General features: G+C 71.1%; 22 protein-coding genes and 1 tRNA gene. 14 read left to right on the top strand and 9 right to left on the bottom strand.

The window, feature by feature from the left end; translation table 11 throughout:
* Positions 1-69 precede the first annotated feature (69 nt).
* The 10 genes from ACQPZ4_RS19365 to ACQPZ4_RS19320 all read left to right on the top strand — a co-directional run bounded on the left by ACQPZ4_RS19365 (position 70) and on the right by ACQPZ4_RS19320 (position 10,387).
* Positions 70-318, top strand: a complete 249-nt coding sequence (locus ACQPZ4_RS19365) for a hypothetical protein (protein ID WP_433062848.1) — start codon at positions 70-72, stop codon at positions 316-318.
* Positions 319-386: 68 nt separating this feature from the next.
* Positions 387-2,039 carry a methane monooxygenase gene (locus ACQPZ4_RS19360; RefSeq protein ID WP_433062845.1) on the top strand — a complete coding sequence of 551 codons (1,653 nt, stop codon included), beginning with the start codon at positions 387-389 and terminating at the stop codon, positions 2,037-2,039.
* 9 nt (positions 2,040-2,048) lie between these two features.
* Complete coding sequence (locus ACQPZ4_RS19355; protein WP_433062843.1) at positions 2,049-3,068, top strand: FAD-binding oxidoreductase; 1,020 nt, start codon at positions 2,049-2,051, stop codon at positions 3,066-3,068.
* Positions 3,068-4,237, top strand: coding sequence for a toluene hydroxylase (locus ACQPZ4_RS19350; protein ID WP_433062841.1), 1,170 nt, complete (start codon positions 3,068-3,070; stop codon positions 4,235-4,237). The genes ACQPZ4_RS19355 and ACQPZ4_RS19350 overlap by 1 nt, the downstream gene beginning before the upstream one ends.
* Entirely contained in the window at positions 4,234-4,611 is a 378-nt protein-coding gene (gene mimD, locus ACQPZ4_RS19345) for a propane 2-monooxygenase effector subunit MimD (protein ID WP_433062838.1), read from the top strand. The genes ACQPZ4_RS19350 and mimD overlap by 4 nt, the downstream gene beginning before the upstream one ends.
* A 4-nt stretch (positions 4,612-4,615) precedes the next feature.
* The gene (locus ACQPZ4_RS19340; RefSeq protein ID WP_433062836.1) at positions 4,616-5,686 is read left to right on the top strand and encodes an amidohydrolase family protein; all 1,071 of its coding nucleotides are present in this window, start codon (positions 4,616-4,618) and stop codon (positions 5,684-5,686) included.
* The gene (locus ACQPZ4_RS19335) at positions 5,683-6,399 is read left to right on the top strand and encodes an iron-sulfur cluster assembly protein (protein ID WP_433062834.1); all 717 of its coding nucleotides are present in this window, start codon (positions 5,683-5,685) and stop codon (positions 6,397-6,399) included. Before ACQPZ4_RS19340 ends, ACQPZ4_RS19335 begins: the two co-directional genes overlap by 4 nt.
* Positions 6,396-7,421, top strand: coding sequence for an NAD(P)-dependent alcohol dehydrogenase (locus tag ACQPZ4_RS19330; protein ID WP_433062832.1), 1,026 nt, complete (start codon positions 6,396-6,398; stop codon positions 7,419-7,421). Before ACQPZ4_RS19335 ends, ACQPZ4_RS19330 begins: the two co-directional genes overlap by 4 nt.
* Before the next feature lie 11 nt (positions 7,422-7,432).
* The gene (gene groL / locus ACQPZ4_RS19325) at positions 7,433-9,133 is read left to right on the top strand and encodes a chaperonin GroEL (protein WP_433062830.1); all 1,701 of its coding nucleotides are present in this window, start codon (positions 7,433-7,435) and stop codon (positions 9,131-9,133) included.
* A 3-nt stretch (positions 9,134-9,136) separates the two neighbouring features.
* On the top strand, positions 9,137-10,387 hold the full coding sequence (locus tag ACQPZ4_RS19320) for an Nramp family divalent metal transporter (protein WP_433062827.1): 1,251 nt from the start codon (positions 9,137-9,139) through the stop codon (positions 10,385-10,387).
* 5 nt (positions 10,388-10,392) lie between these two features.
* Here the strand turns inward: ACQPZ4_RS19320 and ACQPZ4_RS19315 are convergent, their stop codons facing one another.
* The 3 genes from ACQPZ4_RS19315 to ACQPZ4_RS19305 form a co-directional block, all read right to left on the bottom strand.
* The gene (locus ACQPZ4_RS19315) at positions 10,393-10,602 is read right to left on the bottom strand and encodes a hypothetical protein (protein ID WP_433062824.1); all 210 of its coding nucleotides are present in this window, start codon (positions 10,600-10,602) and stop codon (positions 10,393-10,395) included.
* 54 nt (positions 10,603-10,656) lie between these two features.
* Positions 10,657-10,791: transfer RNA gene (locus tag ACQPZ4_RS19310), tRNA-OTHER, on the bottom strand.
* Between the two features lie 48 nt (positions 10,792-10,839).
* Entirely contained in the window at positions 10,840-12,285 is a 1,446-nt protein-coding gene (locus ACQPZ4_RS19305) for a flavin-containing monooxygenase (protein ID WP_433062823.1), read from the bottom strand.
* A 72-nt stretch (positions 12,286-12,357) separates the two neighbouring features.
* Between ACQPZ4_RS19305 and ACQPZ4_RS19300 the strand changes: the two genes are divergently transcribed.
* The gene (locus ACQPZ4_RS19300; protein WP_433062820.1) at positions 12,358-12,918 is read left to right on the top strand and encodes a QsdR family transcriptional regulator; all 561 of its coding nucleotides are present in this window, start codon (positions 12,358-12,360) and stop codon (positions 12,916-12,918) included.
* 3 nt (positions 12,919-12,921) lie between these two features.
* Here the strand turns inward: ACQPZ4_RS19300 and ACQPZ4_RS19295 are convergent, their stop codons facing one another.
* Positions 12,922-16,134 carry a GH92 family glycosyl hydrolase gene (locus ACQPZ4_RS19295; RefSeq protein ID WP_433062817.1) on the bottom strand — a complete coding sequence of 1,071 codons (3,213 nt, stop codon included), beginning with the start codon at positions 16,132-16,134 and terminating at the stop codon, positions 12,922-12,924.
* A gap of 194 nt (positions 16,135-16,328) precedes the next feature.
* On the opposite strand from ACQPZ4_RS19295, the gene ACQPZ4_RS19290 reads away from it, so the two are divergent.
* Both ACQPZ4_RS19290 and ACQPZ4_RS19285 read left to right on the top strand, forming a co-directional pair.
* Positions 16,329-17,861 carry a ricin-type beta-trefoil lectin domain protein gene (locus ACQPZ4_RS19290; RefSeq protein WP_433062814.1) on the top strand — a complete coding sequence of 511 codons (1,533 nt, stop codon included), beginning with the start codon at positions 16,329-16,331 and terminating at the stop codon, positions 17,859-17,861.
* A 23-nt stretch (positions 17,862-17,884) separates the two neighbouring features.
* Entirely contained in the window at positions 17,885-21,838 is a 3,954-nt protein-coding gene (locus ACQPZ4_RS19285) for a discoidin domain-containing protein (RefSeq protein ID WP_433062811.1), read from the top strand.
* Here the strand turns inward: ACQPZ4_RS19285 and ACQPZ4_RS19280 are convergent.
* The 4 genes from ACQPZ4_RS19280 to ACQPZ4_RS19265 are packed head-to-tail and all read right to left on the bottom strand — an operon-like array spanning position 21,835 to position 25,331.
* Positions 21,835-23,094, bottom strand: a complete 1,260-nt coding sequence (locus ACQPZ4_RS19280) for a spinster family MFS transporter (RefSeq protein ID WP_433062808.1) — start codon at positions 23,092-23,094, stop codon at positions 21,835-21,837. The two genes, ACQPZ4_RS19285 and ACQPZ4_RS19280, sit on opposite strands and share 4 nt — an antisense overlap.
* Positions 23,095-23,129: 35 nt before the next feature.
* Positions 23,130-24,293: a zinc-binding dehydrogenase gene (locus tag ACQPZ4_RS19275; protein WP_433062805.1), complete on the bottom strand. Its 1,164-nt coding sequence runs from the start codon at positions 24,291-24,293 to the stop codon at positions 23,130-23,132.
* A gap of 34 nt (positions 24,294-24,327) precedes the next feature.
* A complete protein-coding gene (locus tag ACQPZ4_RS19270; protein WP_433062802.1) occupies positions 24,328-25,014 on the bottom strand; it encodes a TetR/AcrR family transcriptional regulator in 687 nt (228 codons plus the stop codon).
* Entirely contained in the window at positions 25,011-25,331 is a 321-nt protein-coding gene (locus tag ACQPZ4_RS19265) for a hypothetical protein (protein ID WP_433062800.1), read from the bottom strand. The genes ACQPZ4_RS19270 and ACQPZ4_RS19265 overlap by 4 nt, the downstream gene beginning before the upstream one ends.
* 152 nt (positions 25,332-25,483) lie before the next feature.
* Between ACQPZ4_RS19265 and ACQPZ4_RS19260 the strand changes: the two genes are divergently transcribed.
* Entirely contained in the window at positions 25,484-26,236 is a 753-nt protein-coding gene (locus ACQPZ4_RS19260) for an NPP1 family protein (RefSeq protein ID WP_433062797.1), read from the top strand.
* A 47-nt stretch (positions 26,237-26,283) separates the two neighbouring features.
* Here the strand turns inward: ACQPZ4_RS19260 and ACQPZ4_RS19255 are convergent, their stop codons facing one another.
* Positions 26,284-26,727, bottom strand: coding sequence for a VOC family protein (locus tag ACQPZ4_RS19255; RefSeq protein ID WP_433062794.1), 444 nt, complete (start codon positions 26,725-26,727; stop codon positions 26,284-26,286).
* Positions 26,728-26,786: the final 59 nt, after the last annotated feature.

Here is a 26,786-nt window from a genome sequence, read left to right as displayed (position 1 = left end):
CGCGCCCCGCCGCCCCGGACCGTCTCATGTTGAGACCCCATCGCGCTCGCCCGGGTGTGGGCTGGGCGGATGGACGAGTCGTTCAACCCTTGGACCGTGGTCAACGTCGTCTTCCACCACTTGGCCGCGCAGGGCCTGCATCCGACGCTCGGCGCCGCCGACCCCGGCGCGCCGGCGGCCGCCCTGCTGCGCGCGCTCGGCATCGAGCCGGTGATCGAGGGCGATCGGCGGACCGGCGAGCGGGTGCGCCGGGAGCTGGACGAAATCCGCGAGGCGATGTTCGGCGAGGCAAAGCAAGGCGGGGCTGACTCATTGTGAGACCGCCGTGACGCCGCCGGTGGGGTTGCATCCCTGGAGCAGGACGAGTCAACGGTGAGGAGTAACCCATGAGTCGGCAGAGTGTGGCCAAGGCTCACCAGAAGATCCAGGAGCTGTCCTGGGAGCCGATGTACCACCAGCCGGTCTCGCACTACGGGACCGACTACACCTTCCGCAAGGCGCAGAAGAAGGACCCGCTCAAGCAGGTGCTGCGCTCGTACTTCCCGATGCAGGAGGAGAAGGATCACCGGGTGTACGGCGCGTCGGACGGCGCGATCCGCGGCAACATGTTCCGCCAGGTGCAGGAGCGCTGGCTGGAGTGGCAGAAGCTGTTCCTGTCGATCATCCCGTTGCCCGAGATCTCCGCCGCCCGCGCCATGCCGCTGCTGTTCCGCACGGTACCCAACCCGGAGCTGCACAACGGCCAGGCGATCCAGATGATCGACGAGGTCCGGCACTCGACGATCCAGCAGAACCTCAAGCGCCTGTACATGAACAACTACATCGACCCGGCCGGCTTCAACAGCAGCCTGCGCAACTTCCAGAACGACTACTGCGGCACGATCGGCCGGCAGTTCGCCGAGGGCTTCATCACCGGCGACGCGATCACCGCGGCGAGCATCTACCTGACGATCGTGGCCGAGACGGCCTTCACCAACACCCTGTTCGTCGCCATGCCGGCCGAGGCCGCGGCCAACGGCGACTACCTGCTGCCGACGGTCTTCCACTCGGTGCAGTCCGACGAGTCGCGGCACATCAGCAACGGCTACGCCACGCTGCTCATGGCGCTGTCCGACGAGTCCAACCACCAGCTGCTCGAGCGCGACCTGCGCTACGCCTGGTGGAACAACCACCGGGTGGTCGACGCGGCCATCGGCACCTTCATCGAGTACGGCACGAAGGACCGCCGCAAGGACCGCGAGTCCTACGCCGAGATGTGGCGCCGCTGGATCTACGACGACTACTACCGCAGCTACCTCGTGCCGCTGGAGAAGTACGGACTGGTCATCCCGCACGACCTGATCGAGGAGGCGTGGAACCAGATCTGGAACAAGGGCTACGTGCACGAGGTCGCCCAGTTCTTCGCCACCGGCTGGCTGGCCAACTACTGGCGGATCGACCCGATGACCGACACCGACTTCGAGTGGTTCGAGAGCAAGTACCCGGGCTGGTACAACCGCTACGGCAAGTGGTGGGAGCAGTACAACCGCCTGTCGCGGCCCAACGGGCACCACCCGATCGTGGCCGAGGACGTCGACTACCAGTACCCGCACCGCTGCTGGGTCTGCATGGTGCCGTGCCTGGTCCGCGAGGACATGGTCATGGCCGAGGTCGACGGGCAGTGGCGCACGTACTGCCACGAGGCCTGCCGCTGGACCGACACGGTGGCGTTCCGCCCGACGTACCAGGGCCGCGAGACGCCGAACATGGGCCAGCTGATCGGCTCCCGCGAGTGGGAGACGCTGTACCACGGCTGGAACTGGGCCGACGTCGTGTCCGACATGGGCTTCGTGCGCGACGACGGCAAGACGCTCGTGGCCCAGCCGCATCTGGACCTCGACCCGTCGAAGATGTGGACGCTCGACCACCTGCGCCGGATGGGCCCGCTGCAGAGCCCGAACGTGCTGCTCAACCAGATGACCGACGAGGAGCGCGCGAAGTTCCACGCCGACTACATCCGCGGCGGCCCGGCCGGGCGCCCGTTCCGTCCCCAGGACTGAGCGGCGGCGATGGGCGACAAGCACCGGGTCAGGTTCGAGCCGGTCGGCATCGAGATCGAGGTGCCGGAGGAGCAGACGGTCCTGCGCTCGGCGTTCGAGCAGGGGCTGATGCTCATGCACGGCTGCAAGGAGGGCCAGTGCGCCGCCTGCAAGTCGTTCGTGCTCGACGGCGACGACATCGAGCTCGACCGGTACTCGACGTTCGCCCTGCCCGACTACGAGCGCGAGGAGGGCTTCACGCTGCTGTGCCGCGCCCACGTGTACGAGGACGTCACGATCGAGCTGCTCAACTTCGACGAGGAGATGATCCGCTCCGGCCTGCCGATCCAGCAGGCGGTGGCCGAGGTCGTGTCGATCACCCCGGTGACGCACGACCTGCGGCACCTGGTCCTGCGCCTGATCGAGCCGGCCGAGCTCATGTTCTTCCCGGGCCAGTACGTGGACATCGCGGTGCCGGGCACGGACGTGACCCGCTCCTTCTCGATGGCCAACACCGCGGGCGCGCTCGAGTTCGTGATCAAGGTGTACCCGGGCGGCGTGTTCTCCTCGTTCCTCGACGGCCGGCTCGCGGTCGGCGACCGGCTCGAGCTGACCGGGCCCTACGGGGTCTTCACCCTCCGCGATGCCCCGGACCGCGACGTCGTGCTCGTCGGGGGCGGCGCCGGGCTCGCGCCGATCCTGGCCCTGCTGCGCTCGATGGCCGAGCGCGGTATCCGGCGCAAGGGCACCTTCTACTACGGCGCCCGGACCCGCGCCGACCTGTGCTTCCTCGACGAGATCGGGGCACTCGTGGCGCGGCTGCCGGACTTCGCGTTCGTGCCGGCGCTGTCGGAGGACGAGTGGGACGGCGAGGTCGGCTTCGTCACCGACGTGCTCAAGCGGTTCGAGACCGACCTGCGCAACGCGGACGCCTACGTCTGTGGCCCGCCGCCGATGGTCGAGGCGGCGATGCCGGTGCTCGAGTCGCTCGGGGTGCCGGCGAAGCACATCTACTACGACAAGTTCACCACGACTGGTGGGGAGGACTGATGACGATCGCGACGGAACGCAGCGTTCCCAAGCCCGTCTTCACCGACGCCGAGGCCGGCGCCAAGGAGTTCCCGGACTCCAACGCGCGCCGGTTCAACTACTACGTCCCGCAGAAACGCAAGCAGTCCCACTACGAGGACGTGACGGTCGAGGTCCAGCCCGACCCGCGGCACTACCTGTCGCAGGGCTGGCTGTACGGCTTCTCCGACGGTCGCGGCGGCTACCCGCTGGACTGGACCGCGTTGAAGGCGTGGGGCTCGGACCGGCCGGAACCGGTGCGCGGGCCCGGGTCCGGCGGCAAGGGCTACGACTGGCCGGCGCACGGCTGGCACGAGTTCCGCGACCCGAACGAGGAGTGGGAGCTGTCGCTGTACCGCTACAACTCCAACGTCGTGCGGCAGGTCACGCAGAACGTCGAGGCGGCCCGGCACTCCGGCGCGTTCGCGCAGTGGAACCCCAACTGGGTGCGCTTCGTCGAGCGGCACGTCTTCGCCTGGATGCACGTCGACCACGGACTCGGGCTGTACCTGTTCGCCAACGCCAACCGGCGCGCACCCACCAACATGCACAACAACGCGATCTCGGTCAACAGCATGCACCGCATCCGGGCCGCGCAGGACCTGGCGCTCTACGGGCTGACGCTGAGCGAGGAGATCGAGGGGTTCGACGGCCGGGCGCACCTGGACGCCTGGGACGCGGACCCGGCGTGGCAGGGCGTGCGGGAGACCGCCGAGCAGCTGACCGCCATCGACGACTGGTGCGAGGCCGTCTTCGCGGCCAACGTGATCTTCGAGCCGCTCGTCGGCGAGCTGTTCCGCAGCCACCTCGTGCAGCAGGCGGCGCCGCGCAACGGCGACTTCGTGACCCCGACGATCGTCGGCGCGGAGGAGTACGACTTCTCCGAGCGCGACCTGCGCTACACGCGTGCGATGTTCGAGCTGCTCACCGCCGACCGCGAGTTCGCCGAGCACAACAAGACGATCATGCAGAGCTGGATGGCGGCCTGGGTGCCGAGGTCCATCGCCGCGGCGCGGGCGCTGCAGCCGCTGTGGTCGCAGCCGGACGCCAAGCCGCTGCGGTTCGAGGACGCGCTGGACGGCGCCAAGTCCCGGTTCACCGGCATCGTGGCCGACCTCGGCCTCGACACACCGAAGGAGCTGGCCCAGTGACGCAGTTCAAGACGGCCGAGAGCCCGTTCCGGTCCGACAGCACGGCTTCCAACATGTGCGGCTTCACGCTGATGAACAACCAGGTCGGCGTGGTCGTGGCCCAGGTCATGTCGACCCGGCCGAACGTGCGGGTGACGCCGCTGCCCTCGATGATCCGGGTCGACGCGCTCAACCGCATGGACGTCGTCTACGACGAGGTCTCCGAGGCGCTCGGCGAGGAGCCCGGCTACTTCGACGCGGCCGAGTTCGAGGAGAGCATGTCGACCCACTACGGCCGGATGATCCACGAGGACGACCGCACCATCATGTTCGCCAACCCCGAGGACGCCGCCGAGTACATCGGTTTCGACCTCACCGCCGGAGGATCGAGGTAGCCGCGTGTACGAGAAGGACGGCGAGCGGTACTTCATCGTCGACAGCCACATGCACTACTGGAACGCCGCGCCGGACAACTGGGTGGCGGGCGCCGAGCAGTACGCCAAGGGCTGGATCGAGTGCTTCCACGCCTACCAGTCCCTCGCGCCGGCCGAGACGCACTGGCCGATCGAGAAGTTCCAGAAGTACTCCGAGGACGACCTCATGCGCGACGTGTTCGAGGACGGATACGTCGACGTCGCGATCTTCCAGCCGACATACCTCAAGGAGTGGTACCGCGAAGGCTTCAACACCACCGAGCGCAACGCCGCACTGGGGGAGAAACACCCCGGACGGTTCATCGCCAACACCCGGTGGGATCCCCGCGAAGGCGAGGACGGGCTGAAGGAACTGGCCCGCAACGTCGAGCGCTACGGCAGCAAGGGCGTCAAGCTCTACACCGCCGAGTGGCGCGACGGATCCCGCGGCTGGACGCTGCGCGACCCGGCCGCGTACCGCTACCTGGAGGCCTGCCAGGAGCTGGGGATCGTCAACATCCACGTGCACAAGGGCCCGACGATCTGGCCGCTGGACAAGGACGCGTTCGACGTCTCCGACGTCGACCGGGCCGCGACCGACTTCCCCGGGCTGAACTTCATCGTCGAGCACGTCGGCCTGCCGCGCATCGAGGACTTCTGCTTCATGGCGACGCAGGAGCCCAACGTGTACGCCGGGCTGTCGGTCGTCATCGGCGGTCTCATGCACGCCCGCCCGCGCTTCTTCGCCAAGGTCATGGGCGAGCTGCTGTTCTGGGTCGGCGAGGACAAGATGACCTTCGGCAGCGACTACGGCATCTGGGAGCCGAAGTGGCAGATCGAGGGCTTCGTGGACTGGGACTACCCGGACGACGAATTCTCCGACTACCCGCGGGTCACCACGGCGACGAAGAAGAAGATCCTCGGGCTCAACGCGGCCAAGCTCTACGGCATCGAGGTACCCGCCCAGTTCCGGCTCGACGCCGGTCAGGGCACCCCCGGCGCCCGCGACGACGCCGCCGGCGTCTCGGCGGACTCACCCGCGGCCGCGACGGCATGACGGTCACCACCGCGGGAACGCTGCGGTCGCGCATCCTCGCCGCGCTCGGCGGGGTGCGCGACCCGGAGCTCGACGAGCCGATCACGGTGCTCGGGTTCGTCGCCTCGTGCACGGTGGACAGCGACGGGCAGGCGGAGGTGCACCTGCGCCTGCCGACGTACTTCTGCGCGCCGAACTTCGCCTACCTCATGGTCGCCGACGCCTACGACGCGGTGTCCGCGCTCGACGGGGTGCGCCGCGCGGACGTGATCCTCGACGAGCACTTCGCGGCGGCGGCGATCAACCAGGGGGTGGCCGCCCGCGCCGGGTTCGTCGGGTCGTTCGGCGCGGAGGCGGCCGGCGAGCTCGATGCGCTGCGCGCCGACTTCCTGCGCAAGGCCGTGCTGGCCGGCACGGACCAGGTGTGCCGTCCGCTCGCCGCGGCGGGCGCGACGCCGGACGACCTGGCCGCGACGACGCTCGGCGAGGTGCCGGACACCCCGGCCCTGGCCCGGCTGCGCCGCCGCCGGGCGGAGCTCGGGCTGCCGGCCGGCGACGGGGCGCCGCTCGTCATCGACCCGGGCTCCGGCACCGGGGTCGGGGCCGCCGCGGTGCCGCTGCACCTGCGCCGGGCCCGGCTGACCCGCACCAGCCTGGAGGCGAACACCGGCATCTGCCGCGGCATGCTGCGGCACCGCTACCAGATCGACCCAGAAGCGGAGGACGAGTCATGAAGGCTGTACGGCTGCATGCCTACCACGAGCTGCCCGTGGTCGAAGAGGTGCCGGAACCGACCGTCACGGGTCCGTTCGACGTGGTCGTGAAGGTCGGCGGCGCCGGCGTGTGCCGCACCGACCTGCACATCGTCGACGGGCAGTGGGCCGCGGCGATGGGTGTGCCGCTGCCGTACACCCTGGGCCACGAGAACGCCGGCTGGGTGCACGCGGTCGGCTCGGCGGTCAGCAGCGTCGCCGTCGGCGACACCGTGATCCTGCACCCGACCCCGACCTGCGGGCTGTGCCGCGCCTGCCGGGCCGGCGACGACATGCACTGCACCGCGAGCTCGTTCCCGGGCCTGTCCACCGACGGCGGCATGGCCGAGCTGCTGCTGACCTCCGAGCGCGCCTGTGTGAAGCTCGACCCCACCACGCAGCCCCGCGACGTGGCCGCGCTGGCCGATGCCGGCATCACCGCCTACCACGCGGTGCGCAAGGCGGTCCCGCTGCTCTACCCCGGCACCACGTGTGTGGTCATCGGTGCCGGCGGCCTCGGCCACATCGGCGTGCAGTGCCTGGCGGCCCTGACGGCCACCCGGATCGTCGTGGTCGACCGCAATCCGGACGCACTCAAGCTCGCCGAGCAGATCGGCGCCGGGGACACCGTCGTCGCCGACGGCGGCCACGTCCAGGCCGTGCTCGACCTGACCGGCGGCCGGGGCGCCGACGTCGTGCTCGACTTCGTCGCCGAGGAGGGCGCGGAGCACGACGGCTTCGCGATGACCGGGCGGGCCGGCTCGTACTTCGTCATCGGCTACGGCGGGACGCTGCAGGTGCCGACCCTCGACATCATCTCGACCGAGCGCAACATCGTGGGCAACATCGTGGGCACCTACAACGACCTCGCCGAGCTCATGGTGCTGGCGCAGTCGGGCCGGGTGACGCTGCACACCCGGGCCTACCCGCTGGACGCGGCGGTCGACGCCCTGCAGGACCTCGACGCCGGCCGGGTCCGCGGCCGCGCCATTCTCGTGCCGTAAGGAGACCGGCGATGGCCAAGGAACTGCGCTTCGGCGCTGAGGCGCGAACCCTGCTGCAGGCCGGGGTCGACAAGCTCGCGGAGGCGGTCAAGTCCACCCTCGGGCCGAAGGGCCGCAATGTGATCCTCGAGAAGATCACCGGCTCGCCGGTCGTGACCAACGACGGCGTCACCATCGCGCGCGAGATCCACCTCGCCGACCAGTTCGAGAACATGGGCGCGCAGCTGGTGAAGGAGGCCGCGATCAAGACGAACGACATCGTCGGCGACGGCACCACCACCGCCACGGTGCTCGCCCAGGCGATCGTGCGGGAGGGGATGGCGGCCATCGGCGGCGGCGCCAATCCCGTGCTCGTCAAGCGCGGCGTCGACCTGGCCGTCGACCGGCTGGTCGAGCACCTGCGCGGGGTCGCCCGGCCGGTGTCGACCCGGGAGGATCTCGCCCGGGTGGCGGCGATCTCGGCCAACGACGACGACACGGTCGGCACGGTGATCGCCGAGGCGCTGCACACGGTCGGCGACGGCGGCATCGTCACCGTCGAGGAGTCGCCGCGGCACGGGATGAGCGTGGACTTCGTCGAGGGCTTCGAGTTCGACAACGGGTACCTCTCGCCGTACATGGTCACCAACCCGGCGAGCCTCGAGGCGGTCGTCGAGGACCCGTACATCCTGCTGTGCAGCGAGAAGATCACCAAGGTCCAGCAGCTCATGCCGATCCTCGACAAGATCATGCGGGCCCGCCGGCCGCTGGTCATCCTGGCCGAGTCGATCGAGGGCACGGCGCTGTCGATGCTGGCGCACAACCACGTCAACGGCGTCCTGCAGTGCGTGGCCGTGCGGGCACCCGGTTTCGGCGACCGCCGGCTGCACAAGCTGGAGGACATCGCGGCCATCACCGGCGGGGCGGTGCTCAGCCGGCACTCCGGCTTCACGCTGGAGACGCTGGGCCTGGAGCAGCTCGGCCGGGCGGCACAGGTGCGGGTGACCGCCGATCGCACGACGATCATCGACGGCGGCGGCCCGGTCGAGGGCGTGCACTTCCGGCTGGCGCAGCTGCGCGCCGAGCTCGCCCGGGCGAGCTTCGGCGTGGACGAGGACGTGCTGACCGAGCGGATCGGCTCGCTGTCGGGCAAGGTCGCCGTCATCCGGGTCGGCGCGCCGACGAACGCCGAGCTCAAGGAGCTGCAGCACCGGGTCGAGGACGCGCTGTCGGCGACCCGCGCCGCGATGGCCGAGGGGATCGTCGCCGGCGGCGGGGCGGCGCTGCTGCACGCCGAGTCCGCCCTGGACGATCTGCACGACCTCGACGCCAAGGGCGACTACGCCGTCGGGGTGGCCATCGTCCGCCGGGCGCTGGCGGAGCCCGCGTTCCTGATCGCGGCCAACGCCGGCTTCTCGGGTGAGGAGGTCGTGGCCCACGTCTCCGAGCTCGGGCGCGACGACGGGTTCGACGCGCTGGAGGGGCGCTTCGGCAACATGCTGGAGATGGGCATCGTCGACCCGCTGCGGGTGGCCAGGGCCGCGCTGCAGAACGGAGCCTCGGTGGCCGGTCTGCTGCTCACCACCAACACGCTGGTAGCCGAGGAGCAGACCCCGTGGGGCGGCAGCCGCGCGCTGATGACCGAGTTCGGACCGCTCGACGAGGGTCTGGTCCAGCCGTCGCCGGACTCCAGCACACCGCAGTCGCTCGGCCTCGGCCCGTCGGTCGGCTAGCCGATGCGGACAGCGGCGGATCCCGCGCTCGCGCTCATGCGGCCGCGGCGCGGGATCCGGGGGGTCGTGGCGCTGCTGGGACCGGCGTTCGTGGCCGCTGTCGCCTACGTCGACCCCGGCAACTTCGCGACGAACTTCTCGGCCGGGGCCCGGTTCGGCTACACCCTGGTCTGGGTGATCGTGCTCGCCAACGTCATGGCGATGCTCGTGCAGTACCTGTCGGCGAAGGCGGGCCTGGCCACCGGGCGGGACCTGCCGGAGCTGTGCCGGGAGTACCTGCCCGCGCCCGTGTCCCGCGCGCTGTGGGTCCAGGCCGAGGTCGTCGCGATGGCCACCGACCTGGCCGAGTTCGTCGGGGCCGCCGTCGGGCTCAACCTGCTCTTCGGTGTGCCCCTGTTCCCGGCCGGGCTCATCACCGCCGTCGTCGCCTTCGCGATCCTGGCCATGCAGCAGCGCGGCCACCGCCCCTTCGAGCTGGCGATCGTGGGCCTGCTGGGCGTCGTCTTCGGCGGATTCCTCTACGACCTGCTCGTCGTCGGCGCCGACGCGCCGTCGGTCGCGGCCGGGCTCGTCCCCGGCGTCGCCGGCGGCGAGGCCCTGCTGCTGGTCTGCGGCATCATCGGGGCCACCGTGATGCCGCACGTGATCTACCTGCACTCCGCCCTGACCAAGGCGCGGGTCGCCGGCCGCGACGCCGCCGAGCGCCGGGAACTGCTGCGCTTCCAGCGCCTCGACATCGTCGTCGGCCTCGGCGCGGCGGGCGCCATCAACCTGTCGATGCTGCTGATCGCGGCCTCGCTGGCCGGCCGGGCGGGCGGGGCGGGGCTGGAGTCGATCGAGGGCGCCCACGAGAGCCTCGGCCGGCTGGTCGGCGGCGGGGCGGCGCTCGCCTTCGCCGTGGCGCTGCTGGCTTCCGGCCTGTCGTCCTCCAGCGTCGGCACCTACGCCGGCCAGGTCGTCATGCAGGGCTTCATCCGCCGGCGGATCCCGCTGTTCGTGCGGCGGGCGATCACGATGACGCCGGCGCTGCTGGTGCTCGGGCTGGGGCTGCCGGCGACCGGAAGCCTGATCGCCTCGCAGGTGGTGCTCTCCTTCGGCGTGCCGTTCGCCCTCGTACCGCTGCTGATGCTGACGCGCCGGCGCGACATCATGGGATCGTTCGTCAACCGCCGCCGGACCGACATCGCCGCCGGGCTCGTGGCCGCGGTCATCATCGGGCTGAACGTCCTGCTGCTGTACAAGACCCTGTTCTAAAGCCGCTACAACAGCCGTGCGACGACGCCGGCCCCGGCCGTCACGACGCTGAGCAGCAGCAGCGTCCGGTTGTGCGCGCGCCACCACGAGATGCGCGCCTGCAGCCAGCCCGGCACCTCGTCGACGCAGACCAGGCGCAGCGCCACGGTGTTGAGCACCGCGGTGACCACGCCGACGCCGCCGAGCAGCACCGCTGGTTCGGCCAAGCCCTCCATAGAAGCATCCCACCCGTCGCGGAGGGCATCCGCCGTCTCACTGTGAGACATTGATGGTGGGCCGCCGGGGACTCGAACCCCGAACCAGTCGATTACCAAAGGAGAAGAAGGAAGCACTCCCATGACCGCTCGCGCGGGGGGCGGACGTGCTACTCGTTTCGACTGCTCTGCCAGTTGAGCTAGCGACCCAGGACCCGATCGTCGCACGGCGCGCGGCGGGCGGGCGATCGAGTTTCGTCAGCTGGGCGCCGGCGGGTCGAAGACCAGGGCGTCGTCGCGGAGGCGGCGGAACAGCGGGCGGTCCTTGGCGTAGTGCTGGCGCAGCCGCCACGGGGCCCGGTCGCCCTGCAGGGGCAGCCGGGCACGGGAGCGCTCGAAGTACCCCGAGGACATCTCGATCATCGGGGCGGTCGTCAGGGGCTCGGCCGGCAGGCGGGGCACCACGGTCCGCTTGCCGCGGCGGCGCATGGTGTTCAGCAGGCGGGTCACGTACGACGAGACCAGGTCGGCCTTCAGGGTCCAGGCCAGGTTCGTGTAGCCGAGCACGAAGGCCAGGTTCGGCACCCCGTCCAGCATCATGCCCTTGTAGACCACGCGCTTCGCCGGGTCCACGTCCGAGCCGTCCACGGTGAGCGCGATGGCGCCGAGGGGCAGCAGGTTCAGGCCCGTGGCCGTGATGACCACGTCCGCGTCCAGAGCGGTGCCCGACTGCAGCCGTACGCCGGTCGGGGTGAAGGTGTCGATGTGGCCGGTCTCCACCGAGGCCGCGCCCGAGCTGATCGCGGTGAAGAAGTCGTTGTCCGGGACCAGGCACAGGCGCTGGTCCCACGGGTCGTAGGACGGCTTGAAGTGCACGTCGACCGGGTAATCGTCCGGCAGGGCCTTGCGGACGCCCGCCCGGAGCATGGCTCGCATGCGGGCGGGGCGGCGCCGGCTGTACTGGTACAACCAGGTCGACATCTTGATGTTCTTCCAGCGCACGATCCGGTGGACGGCTCCCGGCGGGAGGAAGCGGCGCAGGGAGTCGGCGACGCGGTCGCGGGCGGGCAGCGACAGGACGAACGACGGGGAGCGCTGCAGCATCGTGACGTGGGCGGCCGTCCGGGCGAGGGCGGGGACCAGGGTGAAGGCGGTCGCGCCGCTGCCGATGACGACGACCCGCTTGCCCGTGGCGTCGAAGTGCTCCGGCCAGTGTTGCGGATGGACCAGTTCGCCCGTGTACTCCCCGATGCCCCGCCAATCCGGCGTGTAGCCCTCGTCGTAGCGGTAGTAGCCGGTACACAGGAACAGGAAGCGGCACGTGCGCGGCGCGGATCCCTCGACGGTCACCGTCCAGCGCGCGTCGGCCGTGGACCATGCGGCGCTGGTGACCCGGCTGCGGTACGTGATGTGCCGGTCCACGCCGAAGCGGGCGGCGGTGTCGCGGAGGTACCCGAGGATCCGGTCGCCGGACGCGATCGCGTCGCGGTCGGTCCACGGGCGGAAGGCGTAGCCGAGGGTGAACATGTCGGTGTCGGAGCGCACGCCGGGGTACCGGAACAGGTCCCACGTCCCGCCGCTCGCCGCGCGGGCCTCGAGGATCTCGTAGGTCAGGCCCGGCGCGCCGCGGGTCAGGTGGCAGGCGGCGCCGATGCCGGACAGGCCGGCCCCGACGATCAGTACATCGACGTCCGGACTGTCCACCCGGCCAGCATGGCACCGCCGACCCGCGTGTTGCAACACTTCTGAGAAATGTTGCACCGCTATCGTGGACGCGTGGCTGCCGACCCGATCGTGCGCAGCGCCGCCCGGTGGCTGCTGGAGGGGCGGCGCCTCGACATGCAGGGGCTCGCCGACGAGCTCGGGATGTCCCGGGCCACGCTGTTCCGGCGGGCCGGCGGGCGGGAGGAACTGCTCGGCCGGGCGCTGTGGCTCATCACGGAGCGCACCCTGCGCCTGGCCGAGCAGCGGTGGGAGGCCGAGCGTCCCCCGGATGCGATGCACACGCCCGGCACCGGCCGGCACCTCAACGCCCTCGTGTCGGCCTCGACGGCGTTGCGGCGCCTCCTCGACGACGAGCCGGCCGTCACGCTGCGCGTCCTGACGGACCCGCGCGGCCGCGTGCAGACCGGCATCGTCGCGTTCATCGAGGGCCTGCTGCGCCGCGACATGGCCGAGTTCGGGTTCGTCCCGATCATCGAGCCGAACTCGCTCGCGTACGCCCTGGTGCGCCTCGGCGAGTCGTTCGTCTACGCCGACGTGCTGGCCAACCGCCAGCCCGACGTCGAGACGGCCAACCGGCTGCAGCAGGCCCTCGTGGAAAACGTGCGGCAGTAGTCCTCAGCCGATCACCTGCAGTTCGGCGAGCTGGGTCTCGGCGGCGCCGTGGTTGGCGGTGATCTGCAGCCGGTACCGCGAGTAGGACCCGCTGCCGCTCACCACGAACGCCCGCGTCTGGCGGCGGTCGGCGAAGTCGATGCCGCTGCGGGTGTCCACCGTCGTCCAGGTCACGCCGTCGTTGGAGCCCTGCAGCGCCCAGTCCCGCGGGTCGCGGCCGGGCAGGTCGTTGGCCGAGGTCAGCGTGTACTGCTTCACGGCCATCGCCCCGGTGAGCTGGTCGGTGATCGTGGCGGTGTTCGCGAAGGTCAGCCACTTCGTCAGCGAGTTGTCGTCGACGAGCGCGGCGCGGCCCTCGCCGGGGCCGTTCTCGCCGCTGACGGTCAGCGTGCCGCCGGTCGCGCGGTCCTTGAGCTGGGCCGGGGCCGCGGCGCCGGACGTGAGCGACGGCGGGACGTCGTTCGTGCCGCTGCCCCAGGATGACGGGTTCGGGCCCATCACGAACGACAGCGTGCCGCCGGCCAGCAGATCCGCGTGGGTCAGATAGTTCCGCGTGTACTGCACGCCGTTCAGCGTCGCGCTCTGGATGTACCGGTTCGTGTCGCTGACCCCCGGCGCGTTCACGGTGAACGTCCGGCCGTTCTCCAGCGTCATGGTGGCCTTGGGGTGCAGCGGCGCGCCGATGGTGTAGTCGGTGCTGCCCATCCGCGCGGGGTAGAAGCCCAGCGCGGAGAAGACGTACCAGGCCGACATCTCCCCGTTGTCCTCGTCGCCCAGGTACCCGTTGCCGGTGCCCTGACCCGAGTCGTAGTAGCGGGTCAACGTGGTGCGCACATAATTCTGCGTCTTCGCGGGCGTGCCGGCGTAGTTGTACATGTACAGCATGGCGTGCGTTTCCTCGTTGGCGTGCGCGTACTGGCCCATATTGGCGTCGTACGTCTCGCGCATCTCGTGGATCGTCCCGCCGTAGCAGCCCGGCAGGTAGTCCCGCGGCGCGGTGAGCACCTGGTCGATTTTCGCCGACATCTGCGCGCGGCCGCCGTACAGGTTGGCCATGCCCTGCGGGTCCTGCGGTGCGCTCAGCGCGTAGTGGTAGGCCGCGCCCTCGACGTACTCGCAGCCCCACGAGTTGGGCTTGAAGTCGGCGTCGGAGGTGCGCCACTGGCCGTTGCTCTGCTTGCCGCGGAAGAATCCAACGGACGGGGAGTACAGGTTCACGTAATCCAGCGCGCGGTTGCGGAAGTACGCCGCGTCCTCGGATTTGCCCAGGCCCGCCGCCATCTGCGCGATGCCGAAATCGCTCGTCGCGTCCTCCAGGGTCCACGACGCCGAGTCACCGCGCACGTCCGTGGGCAGGTAGCCCTTGAACGTCGACACCTCCAGCCCGGCGCGGCCGTTGATCGCCGGGGAGTACACCATGGCGTTCTTGACCATCGAGGCGTAGGCCGCGGTGTAGTCGAAGTTGCGCACGCCCTTCACGTAGGCGTCGGCGAACGCCAGGTCCTGGTTGGTGCCCGGCATCGCCGCCTTGTTCCACGGCCCGGACCAGCTCGGCGTCCAGCCGGACGTCTTGTACACGTTCGTGAAGCCGTCGAGCATCTCGCCGGTGCGGGTCGGCGACAGCAGCGTCATGAGCGGCCACTCGGCGCGGGCGGTGTCCCAGAAGCCGTTGTTGACGTACATCTGTCCATCGTGGACCTGGCCGTCGTACGGGCTCTGGTAGCGCCGGACACCGTTGACCATCTCGGAGCGGTTGTTCGGGTACATGTACGCGCGGTAGAGGTTCGAGTAGAACGTGATGAGCTGGTCGTTGCTCGCGCCCTCGAGGCGCACCTTGCCGAGCACGGCCTCCCACTGCGCCTGCGCGTCACTGCGGACCGCGTCGAGGTTCTTGGACCCGACCTCCTGCGCGAGGTTGGCCGCGGCCTGCGCGACGCTGATCCACGAGGTGCCCACGCGCAGGGTCACCTGCTGGCCGGCGGTCGTCGCGAACGTGATCCCGCCGGTGCCGGCCGCGGAGAACGCGACATCGAGGGTCGCCGAGAAGTACAGCTTCCCGCCCTTGTGGTCGGCGTACCCGGAGATCGTGCGGGACCCGGTGTCCACAGTGTACGAACCGGTGGCGCTGTCGATGACGTCGAACAGGATCGCCGAGTCGGCCGCGGCCGGGAACGTGAACCGCAGGACGCCCGCGTGGTCGGTCGGGGCCATCTCGGCGGTGATGCCGTAGGTGTCGAGCCGGGTCTTGTAGTAGTGCGCCTTGGCGATCTCGTTGGCGTGGCTGAACGTCGACCTGCGCGCGTCCGGCGTCGTCTTGAGCCCGCCGGTCATCGGCATGATCTGCAGCTGGCCGTAGTCGTTGATCCACGGGCTGGGCTCGTGGCTGATCGCGAACCCCTGCACGGTGGTGGCGTTGTACTGGTACAGCCAGCTGTCGCTGTTGCCATTGGTGACCGGCGTCCAGAAGTTGAAGCCGTTGGGCACCGTCGCGCCGGGGAACGTGTTGCCGCGCGAGTAGTCGCCGGTCGAGTTGGAGCCGCGCCGGGTGTCGACGTAGTCGGCGAGTGCGCCGCCCGCGGTGATGCTCAGGTCGTCGAGGTAGCCGCGGAACGTGCCGGTGCCCTCGGGCTTGTCGTAGCCGATGAGCACCCGGTCGATCGTCTTGCCGGCCACCTTGGCGCCGATGTTCGACGTGACGTAGTTCCAGGTGTCGAAGTTCAGCACCCAGCCGGTCCCCTGGTCGTGCGGCGTGAGGCGGACCCCGTGCTGGTCGACCGCGCCGGAGTCGCGCAGCCGGGTGCCGTCGGTGAACACGAGGTCCACGGCGACGTCGAGGTTGCCGCCGCTCTGGGGGAACAGCCAGTACGACAGCGTGGTGGCGCTGCCGACGGGGATGTCGACGTCGAGGATCCGGTTGTAGGAGTAGCTCGTCGTGGCGCTCGTGTCGGCGCCGGAGTACATCAGCGCGGTGCTGCCGGTGTGCGCGGCCTCGGTGCGCAGACCGCTCTCCATGCCAGCCAGGCCGCAGCAGTAGCCGCCGACGCCGGCGCTGCTGTCGACGGTGTTGGTCCAGGTCGGCTGGGGGTCGCCGGCCTCGAAGGAGGTGACGAGGTCGCCCGCCGCGGCGGAGGCGGGCGCGGGGACGGTGAGGGCGGTGAGGAGGCCGGCGGCGAGGGCCGTCAGCGCGAGGGTGGCGGTTCGGCGGAGGATGCCCATTCCGTAAAGATTGCGCAGAACCCCGGAGGTCAGTCAAGGCTCGGAAAAAGTGTTATCCGCGCATCGAAATGTCGACGCGCGACAATCTCCCGGATCGGTCTGTCAAAAATTGACGGAACGGGTGCATACTGCCGATGCCCTAGGGAGTCCTTTCGTCCGCCAACGAAAAGATCCGCCAACGAAAGGGGTGCATCGTGCGCCGAACCCCCATGCTCGTCGCCGCCGCGGTCGCGCTTGCCGCCGGTACCGTCGCCGCCCTGAGCCTCCCGTCGGAGGCCGCCGTCACCGGGGCCCCGATCGTCGGCATCGGCGGCAAGTGCGTCGATGTCGACGGCGACGACGCCGGCGGCAACGGCCGGGCCGTGCAGCTGTGGGACTGCCAGAGCTACGCCGCGGACCAGCACTGGACGGCGGGCGCCGGCCAGTCGCTGGGCACGCTCGGCCGGTGCCTGGACGTCATCTCCAGCGGCACCGCGAGCGGCACCAAGGTCCAGCTCTGGGACTGCAACGGCACCGGCGCCCAGGCCTGGCAGTCCCGGTCCGACGGCTCGCTGTTCAACCCGCAGTCCGGCAAGTGCCTCGACTCGCCGGGCAGCGCCACCGCCAACGGCACCCGGCTGCAGATCTGGGACTGCAACGGCACGGGCGCCCAGCGCTTCACGGTCGGCGGCACGAGCTCGGGCGCGTTCACCTACCCGACGCCGGCCGGTCCGCGCGGCGCGGGCGTGCTGCCCCCGGCCAACACCGCCACCGACTACCTCGGCCGTCAGGACTACGGCCGCGAGGTGGCCCGCGACCTCGGCTTCTCCGGCGTCGTCAGCGGCCAGTCGGTCTGGACCTACGGCGACACGCTCATCCCCACCGGCAACGGCAACTACGCGATCACCGCCTCGGACAGCGTCGGGCTCGGCGACCGCGGCAATCCGATCCGCGTGTACGACACCAACGTGAACGCGTCCGGCTGGCCGCAGGAGTGGATCCCGCTCACCGCGCAGGAGAACGCCGAAGGCGGACTGGGCCGCTACGGCATGGGCGGCACCAACGTCGTCGAGTACGCGCCCGGCCAGGGTCTGGTCTGGTGGCTCAAGAACGACCGCGGCGGGTCCGGCTGCCACTGCATCGTCGGGGCGGGCGTCGCCACCGTGACCGCCGACGGCAGCGGGGCAAGGGCAAGCCGCGTCGGTACCGGCGTGCTGTGGAACGGTGCGACCGAGCCGCACTGGGGCGACGTCGGGGTCACCTACAACCCGCAGGACGGCAAGGTCTACGTCTACGGGTACGGCCCGGCCGGCCCCACCGAGTCCAGCGTCTTCCTGGCCCGCGTCCCGGCGACCCGTGCGACCGACGTGAGCGCCTACGAGTACTGGGACCAGTCCCGGCGCGCCTGGCAGACCCAGCGGCTGGTCAACCCGTCCAACGCGCAGGCGCTCTTCGGCAACCGCGAGCTCGGCCAGTCCAACGCGTTCTGGTCCGCCTACTACAACACGTGGATGTTCGTGGCCGGGGCCAACGTCGGCTACACGGACATCATGGTCATGACCGCCCCGAACCTCGAGGGGCCGTGGACGAAGGCGTTCACCGTCGCCTCGACGTGCCCCGCCAACCAGTGCAGCGCCATCCGGTACGCGATCGCGCCGCACCCCGAGTACGACCCGTCCGGGCGCACGCTGCTCGTCACCTGGACCGACTCCAACGTCATCTCCAGCGCCCGGCTCCACTGGCGCTGACCGGACCCGGAGGACCACACCCCATGACCCTCACTCGGCGGGCGTTCCTGACCACGAACGCCACCCTGCTCGCCGGCATCGCCCTGGACGGGGCCCTCTCCGAGCCGGCCGGGGCCGCCACCCCGGCCGGCCCGGACCTGGCGCTGTTCCGGCCGGTGCGGGCGTCCTCGACCGCCTACGCCGCGACCCCGGCCGCCTTCGCCACCGACGGGCTCTACGAGGTCGGCGTGCGCGGCTCCGGCTGGCGCGCCGGGGCCGCCACCGATCCACAGTGGATCGAGGTCGACCTCCAGGCCCAGTGCTCCATCGAGGCGCTCGTCGTCACCTTCGAGGCCAAGCCCGGCGACGCGGAGTTCACCACCGGCGGCGCCAGCAGCGACAACCCGCACGCCGGGACGACCGGCGCCGAGATCCAGTCGACCTACCCGACCACGTTCACGGTCACCGTTTCGTCCGACGGCAGCAATTACGCCCAGGTGTACCGCACGACGGCCGGAACTGGAGCCGCCGTCACCGTCACGCTGAGCCCCGCCGCGTCCGGCCGGTACGTGCGGATCACCGGCACCGCGCGCGCCAACCGGAATCCCCTGGGCGTCAACGGGATCCAGGTGTACGGCACCGCGCCCGGGCGACCTTCGGTGACCGGCTGGACCGACTTCGGCGTGCACACCGGGGCGGCTCCGGCGCTCGCGGTGGCGGCCGACGGTACCGTGGCGATCGAGAACGGCTGGACGCTCACCTATGACGCCCGGGTCGGCACCGCGACCGGCGCCGCGCTCGCCCGGACCGGCGTCGACACGTCGACCTGGCTGCCCGCCACGGTGCCGGGGACCGTGCTCGCCGCGCTCGTCGAGCAGGGGCGGTTCCCGGATCCGGTGCGCGGCTTCAACAACCTGCTCGTGCCGGAGGCGCTGTCGCGGCACGCGTGGTGGTACCGGCGGCAGTTCCAGGTCCCGGCGGCCCTGCCGGTGGGCGGGGACCGGCGGCTCTGGCTGGAGTTCGACGGCATCAACCACCACGCCGAGATCTGGCTGGACGGCACGCGGCTCGGCGAGGTGACCCACCCGTTCGCCCGGGCCCGCTTCGACGTCACGGCGCAGCTCGGCGCCGGTACCGGCGAGCACGCCCTCGCCGTGCGCATCGACCCGATGCCGATCCCGGGCAGCCCGGGCGACAAGGGGCCGGACGGCAGCTCCTACGCCGACGCCGGGTCGGACATGATGAACCGCAACTCCCCCACGTACCTGGCGGTGACCGGCTGGGACTGGATGCCCGCCGTCCGCGACCGGGTCAGCGGCATCTGGAACCACGTGCGGCTGCGCTCGACCGGGCCGGTGCTCGTCGGCGATCCCGGTGTGCGCACGACCTTGCCGGACGCGGCGACGGCGTCGGTGACCGTCACCGTGCCGGTGCTCAACCCGTCCACGTCGGCGCGCTCGGTGACGGTGCGCGCCACGCTCGCCGGGCAGCAGCTCAGCCAGACCGTGAGCGTGCCGGCCGGCGGGAGCGCCGACGCGGTGTTCCCCGGCGTGCGGATCAGCTCGCCGAAGCTGTGGTGGCCCAACGGATACGGCGAGCCGAACCGCTACGACCTCGCCGTGCGCGCGGAGATCGGCGGGGCGCTGAGCGATGCGCGCACCGTCAAGGTCGGGCTGCGCCAGGTCAAGTACGAGACCACGCCCGGCCTGAGCGTGCCGTCCGGCGGCTCGGCGGCGAAAACGAGCACGTTCGCGCGGCAGAACGCGCGCTATGTGCGCATCCAGTGCGACAAGCGCGCCACGAACTACGGCTCGTCCATGTTCACGTTGAGCGTCATCGACAGCGCCCGGCCCGGGACCGACCTGGCCCGCGGGCGCCCGGCCACCGCGTCCTCGACCGACGCCGCCGACCGCGGGCCGGAGAAGGCCGTCGACGGCGACGCGGGCACCCGCTGGTCGTCGAGCTACAGCGACAACCAGTGGATCCAGGTCGACCTCGGGGCCGGGGCCACGTTCGACGGCGTGACGATCGTGTGGGAGTCCGCGTTCGCGCGGGAGCTGCGCGTGCTCGTCTCCGACAACGGCACCGACTTCCGCCAGGCGGCCGCGGTCAGCAACGGCGCCACCCCGCTGCGGATCGTGGTCAACAACGTGCCGGTGTTCTGCCGCGGCGGCTCCTGGGGCTGGGACGAGCTGCTGCGCCGCGCGCTGCCGGACCGGCTGCCGGCCGCCGTCGCGCTGCACAAGGACCTCGGGTTCACGATGATCCGGCTGTGGATCGGCTCGGCCATCCGCGAGGAGGTCTACGACCTCTGCGACGCGGCGGGCATCATGGTGTGGAGCGAGTTCCCGTCGGCCTGGTACCTCGACCCGCCGGACCACCAGGTGTACCTCGCGCAGGCCGCCGACACCGTCCTGCGCTACCGCAGCCATCCCAGCATCGTGGTCTGGTGCGCCAAGAACGAGGGCGACCCGCCGGCCGAGATCGACGCGGGGCACCGGTCCGCGGTGAGCACGCTGACCGACACCTACTACGTCCCGAACTCGATCGGCGGCCCGGTCACCGGCGGCGGCGCGTACTGGTGGCTCTCCCCCGAGCAGTACTTCTCCGGCAACGCCTCCTACGGCCACTTCGGCTTCCACACCGAGATCGGCATGCCGACGGTCCCGGTCGAGGCGAGCATGCGCAACCTGCTCGGCATCGACGCGGGCTCCACCGCCGGCTGGCCGATCGGCGGCGCCTGGTTCATGCACGACTGGTCGTCCAAGGGCGCGCAGAACCCCAACGGCTACAAGGACGCCATCGACCAGCGGCTCGGCACCTCCAGCAGCCTCGGCGAGTTCAGCCGCAAGGCCCAGCTGATCAACTACGAGACCATGCGCGCCATCTTCGAGGCCTGGAACGCGCGGCTGTTCCGGGACGCCAACGGGGTGCTGCTGTGGATGTCGCACCCGGCCTGGCACAGCACGGTCTGGCAGGTGTACGACTACGACCTCGACGTCAACGGCACGTATTACGGCGCGCGTGCGGCCTGCGAGATGCTGCACGTGCAGGCGAACCGGCCGAACTGGGACGTGGTGGTGGTCAACCACACCGCGGCCGCCGTGTCCGGGCTGAGCGTCGCCGCCGAACTGCTCGACCTGAGCGGACGCTCGCTGAGCACCGTCCAGCGGGCGACGGTGAGCGCCGGCGGGTCGGGCGTGACGGCGGCGTTCACCGTGCCGTGGCCGTCGAACGCACCGGCGGTACACCTGCTGCGGTTGACCCTGACGGACGGGTCGGGGGCTGTTCGTTCGCGCAACGTCTATTGGCGCTATCGCAACCCGGCCGATCTGCAGGCGCTCAATTCGGTCGCGGCGACCGCGGTGTCGGTGACGCAGACGCGCAACGGGAACGTCGTCACCGCGCACGTGAGCAACACGGGCGCGACCGTTGCGTGCATGCTGCGGCTGACGCTGCGCGACGGGGTGAGCGGTGCGCGCGTGCTGCCCACCACGTACAGCGACAACTATCTCTGGCTCGCGCCGGGCGAGGCGCGGGACGTGACCGCGACCTGCCTGGCCCGCACGGTGCCGGCGCAGCTCGTGGTGACCGCCGAGGGGTACAACGCGCCGGCCGTGATGTCGCTCCGCGCACGCGCGAACGGCCAGTACGTGTCGGCCGAGAACTTCGGCGGCGCGCCGCTCATCGCCAGCCGGACCGCGATCGGCGCGTGGGAGCAGTTCGACCGGATCGAGCTGGGCGGCGGGCGGATCGCGCTGCGCTCGCACGCGAACGGCAGGTACGTGACCGCGCCGAACGGCGGAGCGTCGGCGCTCATCGCGTCGAGCTCCACCGTCGGTGCCGCCGAGACGTTCGACCTGCTCTACAACGCCGACGGGACGGTCGCCCTGCGCGCCACGAACGGACTGTACGTCTGCGCGGACGTGTTCGGCGGCAGCCCGCTCATCGCGAACAAGAGCATCGTGTCCACCTGGGAGTCGTTCGATCTCATCTAAGCCGCGAGCATCGCCGCCCGGTCGTCCCTGACGTACCGGGCGGCGAGCAGCATGCCGAGGGCGGCCACCGCGAAGGCGATCGGAATGGCGATCATCATCGCGGTGCGCAGCCCGTCGGCCTCGGTGCTGCCGGCGGCCAGGGAGTCGGACATCGCGCCGACGACGATCGGGCCGCCGGCCCCGCCGAGCAGGTAGCCGATCGCGGACATGAGCCCGATCGCCGTCGAACGCTGGTGCGGGCGGATCACGTCGGCGGTGACCGGGACGGCGGCCGCGAGGTAGATGATGCCGAGCAGGTAGCCGAGGCCGAGCAGCACGATCAGCTGCCACAGCGCGCCCTTGCCCGCGGCCAGCCCGGCGAGCGAGCACAGCGCGGCCCCGGCCAGGCACACCGCGGCCACGACGACCCGGGCGGCGGGCGAGCGGCGGGCGGCCCGGTCGAGCAGCCGGCCGCCGACGAGCAGGCCGAGCAGGCCGGTCACGCCGATGACCGCGCCGCCGACCAGGCCCGCGTCGACGAGGCCGAGGCCGTAGTACCGCTGCACGACCGGGGTGAGGAAGGTGCCGATCGCGTAGGCGGCGAAGTTGTAGCCCGCGAAGGCCAGGATCAGGCCGTACATCGACTTCACGCGCAGGATGCCCCGCTTCTCCCCCACCACCGGCGGCGCGGGCTCGGCGGCGCCCCGCTCCGGTTCGCGGATGCGCAGCACGAGCAGGGCGACCACGACGCCGGGGATCGCCGCGATCAGGAACGGCGCGCGCCACGTGTCGAACGCGACGGCGAGCCCGCCGGCGGTGAGGTACGCGAGCAGGGTGCCGATCGGGAAGCCGAGCATGAAGACGGCGTTCGCGCGGGCGCGGCGCTCACTCGGGTACAGGTCGGCCAGCAGCGATCCGGTCGCCGGGGCATAGCTCGCCTCGCCGGCCCCGACGCCGACCCGGGAGCCGAGGAAGGCCCAGAAGTTGGTCAGCACGCCGCCGGCCGCCGTGAAGAGGCTCCAGACGAGCAAACCCCAGCCCGCGACGGTACGGCGGGCAACCCGGTCGGCCAGCCGCCCGAGCGGCACCCCGGCGATCGCCGCGACCACCACGAACGCCGAGGCGAGCACGCCGACCTGCACGTCGTCGAGCCGGTACTCCTCCTTGATCGGTTCGAGCACCACGGCGGGCAGCGCGCGGTCGTAGAAGTTGAGCAGGTTCCCGGCGAACAGGAGCGCGAGCACATATGCGGAGGAGCTTCTGGCTGGAGCAGTCATCGTGAACCGTCCCTGTGCGGATGGGGGTGGGGGTGTCACGCTCGCGCGATGGCGGTACCGGCGAGCGCGGGGTCGACCAGGACCTTGGCGTGGGTCCCGGGGTTCGCGAGGGTGTCGAACGCGGCCGGCACGCCGTCGAGGCCGACGCGGCCGGTCAGCAGCGGTGCGGGGTCGAGCCGGCCGGTGGCGAGCGCGTGCAGGGTGTCGCGGAACTCCAGCGGCGTGTAGCCGACGACGAACCGCAGTTCGAGCTGCTTGTTGAGGGCCATCGCGGGGCGGAGCGTGTCGGCGCCCATGCAGACGCCGACCACGACGACCCGCGAGTACAGCGGGGCGCCGGTGAGCACCCGTTCGAGCATGCCGGGGATGCCGACGCACTCGAACACCACCGGCGCCTTGGGGGCGGTCTTGCCGAGCTTTTCGAGGATTCGCCACGAGTGCCACCAGGGCACCGGGAGCCTGCCGAGTCCGGTGACGGCGTCGAGGGCGGCGCCGATCGGGGCCTGCATCGTGGTCAGGTGGCCGTATCCGGGTGCGCCCGCGAACGGGTCGTGCTCGCCCGGGTCGACGACGGCGTCGGCCCCGCAGGCCAGGGCGAGGATGCGGCGGCCCGGGGACGGATCGCTCGCCACGACCGTGGCCACGCCGCGCGCCTTGAGCACGAGGATGACCGCGAGGCCGACCGGGCCGCAGCCGAGGACCACGGCCACGTCCTGCCTGCGGACCTCGCCGCGGTTGACGGCGTGCCAGGCCACGGCCATGGGTTCGGTGAGCGCGGCGATGTCGAGGGAGAGGCCGTTGGGCACGGGGAGCGTCAGGGCGGCCTGGACGACGACCTGCTCGGCGTACCCACCAGGGGCTTTTCGGGAAAGGCCGACGGCGTGCAGCTCGCCGCCGTGGCGCACGAGGGGCAGGGCGACGACCGGGGTGCCCGGGCGGGGTTTCGCCCCGGTGCCGGAGTCGAGGACGACGCCGCTGAATTCGTGGCCCATCACGACCGGGTCCGCGGCCCGCATGTAGTCGTCGTAGCCGATCTCCGCGAGCACGCCGGCGAGGTCGTCGGCCGAGTGGCGGGCGTGCAGGTCGGAGCCGCAGATGCCGCAGCGGCGGACCTCGAGCAGTATCTGCCCTGGTCCCGGCACCGGGTCCGGCACTTCTGTGGTCTTCAGCTCGCCGTCACGGCACACGACCGCCCTCATGACGGTCAAAAGTACGCGCACGGTTCCTTTGAAATCAAGATTGGAGCAGGACAGCCTCGTAGATCGCGACGATCGGGGCGACCAGGCGGCCCAGGCGCGGGGCGCTGCCGGGTTCGGTCGCGCGGATGGCCCGCGTGGCGAGCTCGTCGGCGGCCCCGATCACGCCGATCACCTCAAGCTTGGCCGGCCGGCGCACCCCCGGGTCCTCGGCCGCGGCGGCCTCGGCGAGCCGGCTGAAGTTGCGGGCGTGCCGGTCGACGATCCGGTCGCGCTGGTCGAGCAGCCGCGGCCCGGCCCCGCGCAGCTCGACCATGAAGCTCACCGCGTAGGAGGGCGCGCCCTCGAAGCCGGCCAGGTACGCCTCGACGCCGACCCGCAGCCGCCGCCGCCAGTCCTCGTCGGCGCAGGCCGCGACCCGCTGCCGGATGAGGTCGAGCAGCTGCTCGCTCGCCTCCAGGTGGGCGTGGGCGAACGCGTCCTGCTTGTCGGCGAACTGGTCGTAGAACGCGGTCCGCGACACCCGGGCCCGGCTGATCACGTGCTGGACGGTGGTGGCGGCGTACCCGCGGGCCGCGACCTCCTCGGTCACCGCCTGCAGGATCCGCCCCCGCTGCGACGCCGCGACCTCCGACTCCGGCAGCGCCGACCGCCCGCGGGGCAGCCCCAGCCGGTCGGGCATGAGCGTGAGCAGCGGGGCGTCGTCCTCGGCGGGTCCGGTCACGCTCGAACGATACCCACTCCGCACACCGGGCAGGTCTTGGCCGGCCAGAAGAGCCGTTCGTGGTGGAGCACGGCGGTCGTACCGTCCGGGGCGACGACCTCGACGTGCGCGGCCCCGCGGCGCTCGACCCACCACCAGCGCGCGTGCCGGCCGTAGTACGAGAACGTGCCCGGCCCCTCGGGGTCCGCCTCCGACCGCCCGCCGTCGGCCATGACCACGGTGACGGTCCAGCCGGAGCCGGGCCGGCCCGCGGGCAGCACAAGATGCAGATCCCCGTCGATGTCGGACCGGAACCGCAGGTCGTCGATCAGCGTCACGCCCGAACGATACCCGCTCCGGTCACGGGATGTTCACATGATCCCGGTCGCGCCGCATACTCAGACACATCGATATTTGCGGAGTCCGACGAACGTCGACCACCGAAGGGTTTGCCTTGGAACACGCGTCAAAGCCGAGGCGTCGCCGCGCCGTGTCCTGGGTCGTGGCCGTGACCGCCGCGCTCGGGATCCTGCTGCCCGCGACGGCGGCCTACGCCGACTCGCTGCCCAACCTCCCGCAGAACGCCAACGGCTACGAGCAGTCGTTCTCCCCCGCGTACGACTACGACACCGACGGCTGCTACGCCGTGGCCGCCATCAGCCCGAGCGGCACCCTCAACGCCGGCCTGAACCCGACCGGCGCCCTCAACGGCAACTGCCGGGACCAGTCCGACCTGGACAAGTCGCAGACGTACTCCCGCTCGAAGTGCAACAACGGCTGGTGCGCGATCGTCTACGCCAGCTACTTCGAGAAGGACCAGGCCATCCCCGGCCTGAGCATCGGCGGCCACCGGCACGACTGGGAGCACGTCATCTCCTGGGTCAACCAGTCGACCAACCAGGTCGAGTACGTGACCACGACCCAGCACTCCAGCCAGGTGACGTACCCGCGCTCGCAGGTCCGCTTCGACGGCACCCACCCGAAGACCGTCTACCACAAGGACGGCGTGTCGACCCACTTCTTCCGGCTCGCCAACTCCAACGACGAGCCGCCGGAGAACCACTACCACACCTGGCGGTACCCGCCCCTGGTCGGCTGGGACGGCTACCCCAGCACGGCCCTGCGCGACCGCCTGATGACGGCCGACTTCGGCTCGGCCACCATCAAAATCAACGACGGCCGCTTCGTGCCGCTGCTGACCGCCTCGAAGCCCACCGGCATCCCCTTCAACCCGGCCGGCTGACGTAGCGCGTGCTGCCCGGACCCCCGTGCCGGGCAGCACGCACGCATTCAGTCCAGGCAGAACTCGTTGCCCTCGGGGTCGGCCATGACGATGTGGCCGAACTCCATCGGCGGGGCGGGCTCGTGCCGGGCCAGCCGCGCGGCGCCCAGGCCGGTCAGGCGGTCCGCCTCCTGCTCCAGCGCGGCCATCCGGTCCTCGCCCTGCAGGCCCGGGGCGGCGCGGACGTCGAGGTGGACGCGGTTCTTGACGGTCTTGCCCTCCGGGACGCGCTGGAAGAACACGCGCGGGCCGGTGCCCGCCGGGTCCAGGATCGCCGAGGCGCGGTTGCGGTCCTCGGCCGGCACGCCCATCGCGTCCAGGGCCGCCTCCCAGGTGTCGAAGCCGGGCGGGGGGTCCTGCAGCTTGTACCCGAGCGCCTCGATCCAAAAGGCGGCCAGCGCGGCCGGGTCGGCGCAGTCGAAGGTGATCTGCACGGTACGCGTCGTCGTCATGCCAGCAGTCTTACCCCAATCGCGGACAGGTACGGTCCGGGATTCGTGGAATGATCGGC

It is taken from the genome of Dactylosporangium sp. CS-033363 (assembly GCF_050942475.1).
GTDB lineage: Bacteria > Actinomycetota > Actinomycetes > Mycobacteriales > Micromonosporaceae > Dactylosporangium.
The sequence above is the reverse complement of the archived record's forward strand: the minus strand, read 5'-3'. Positions and strand labels throughout refer to the sequence as shown.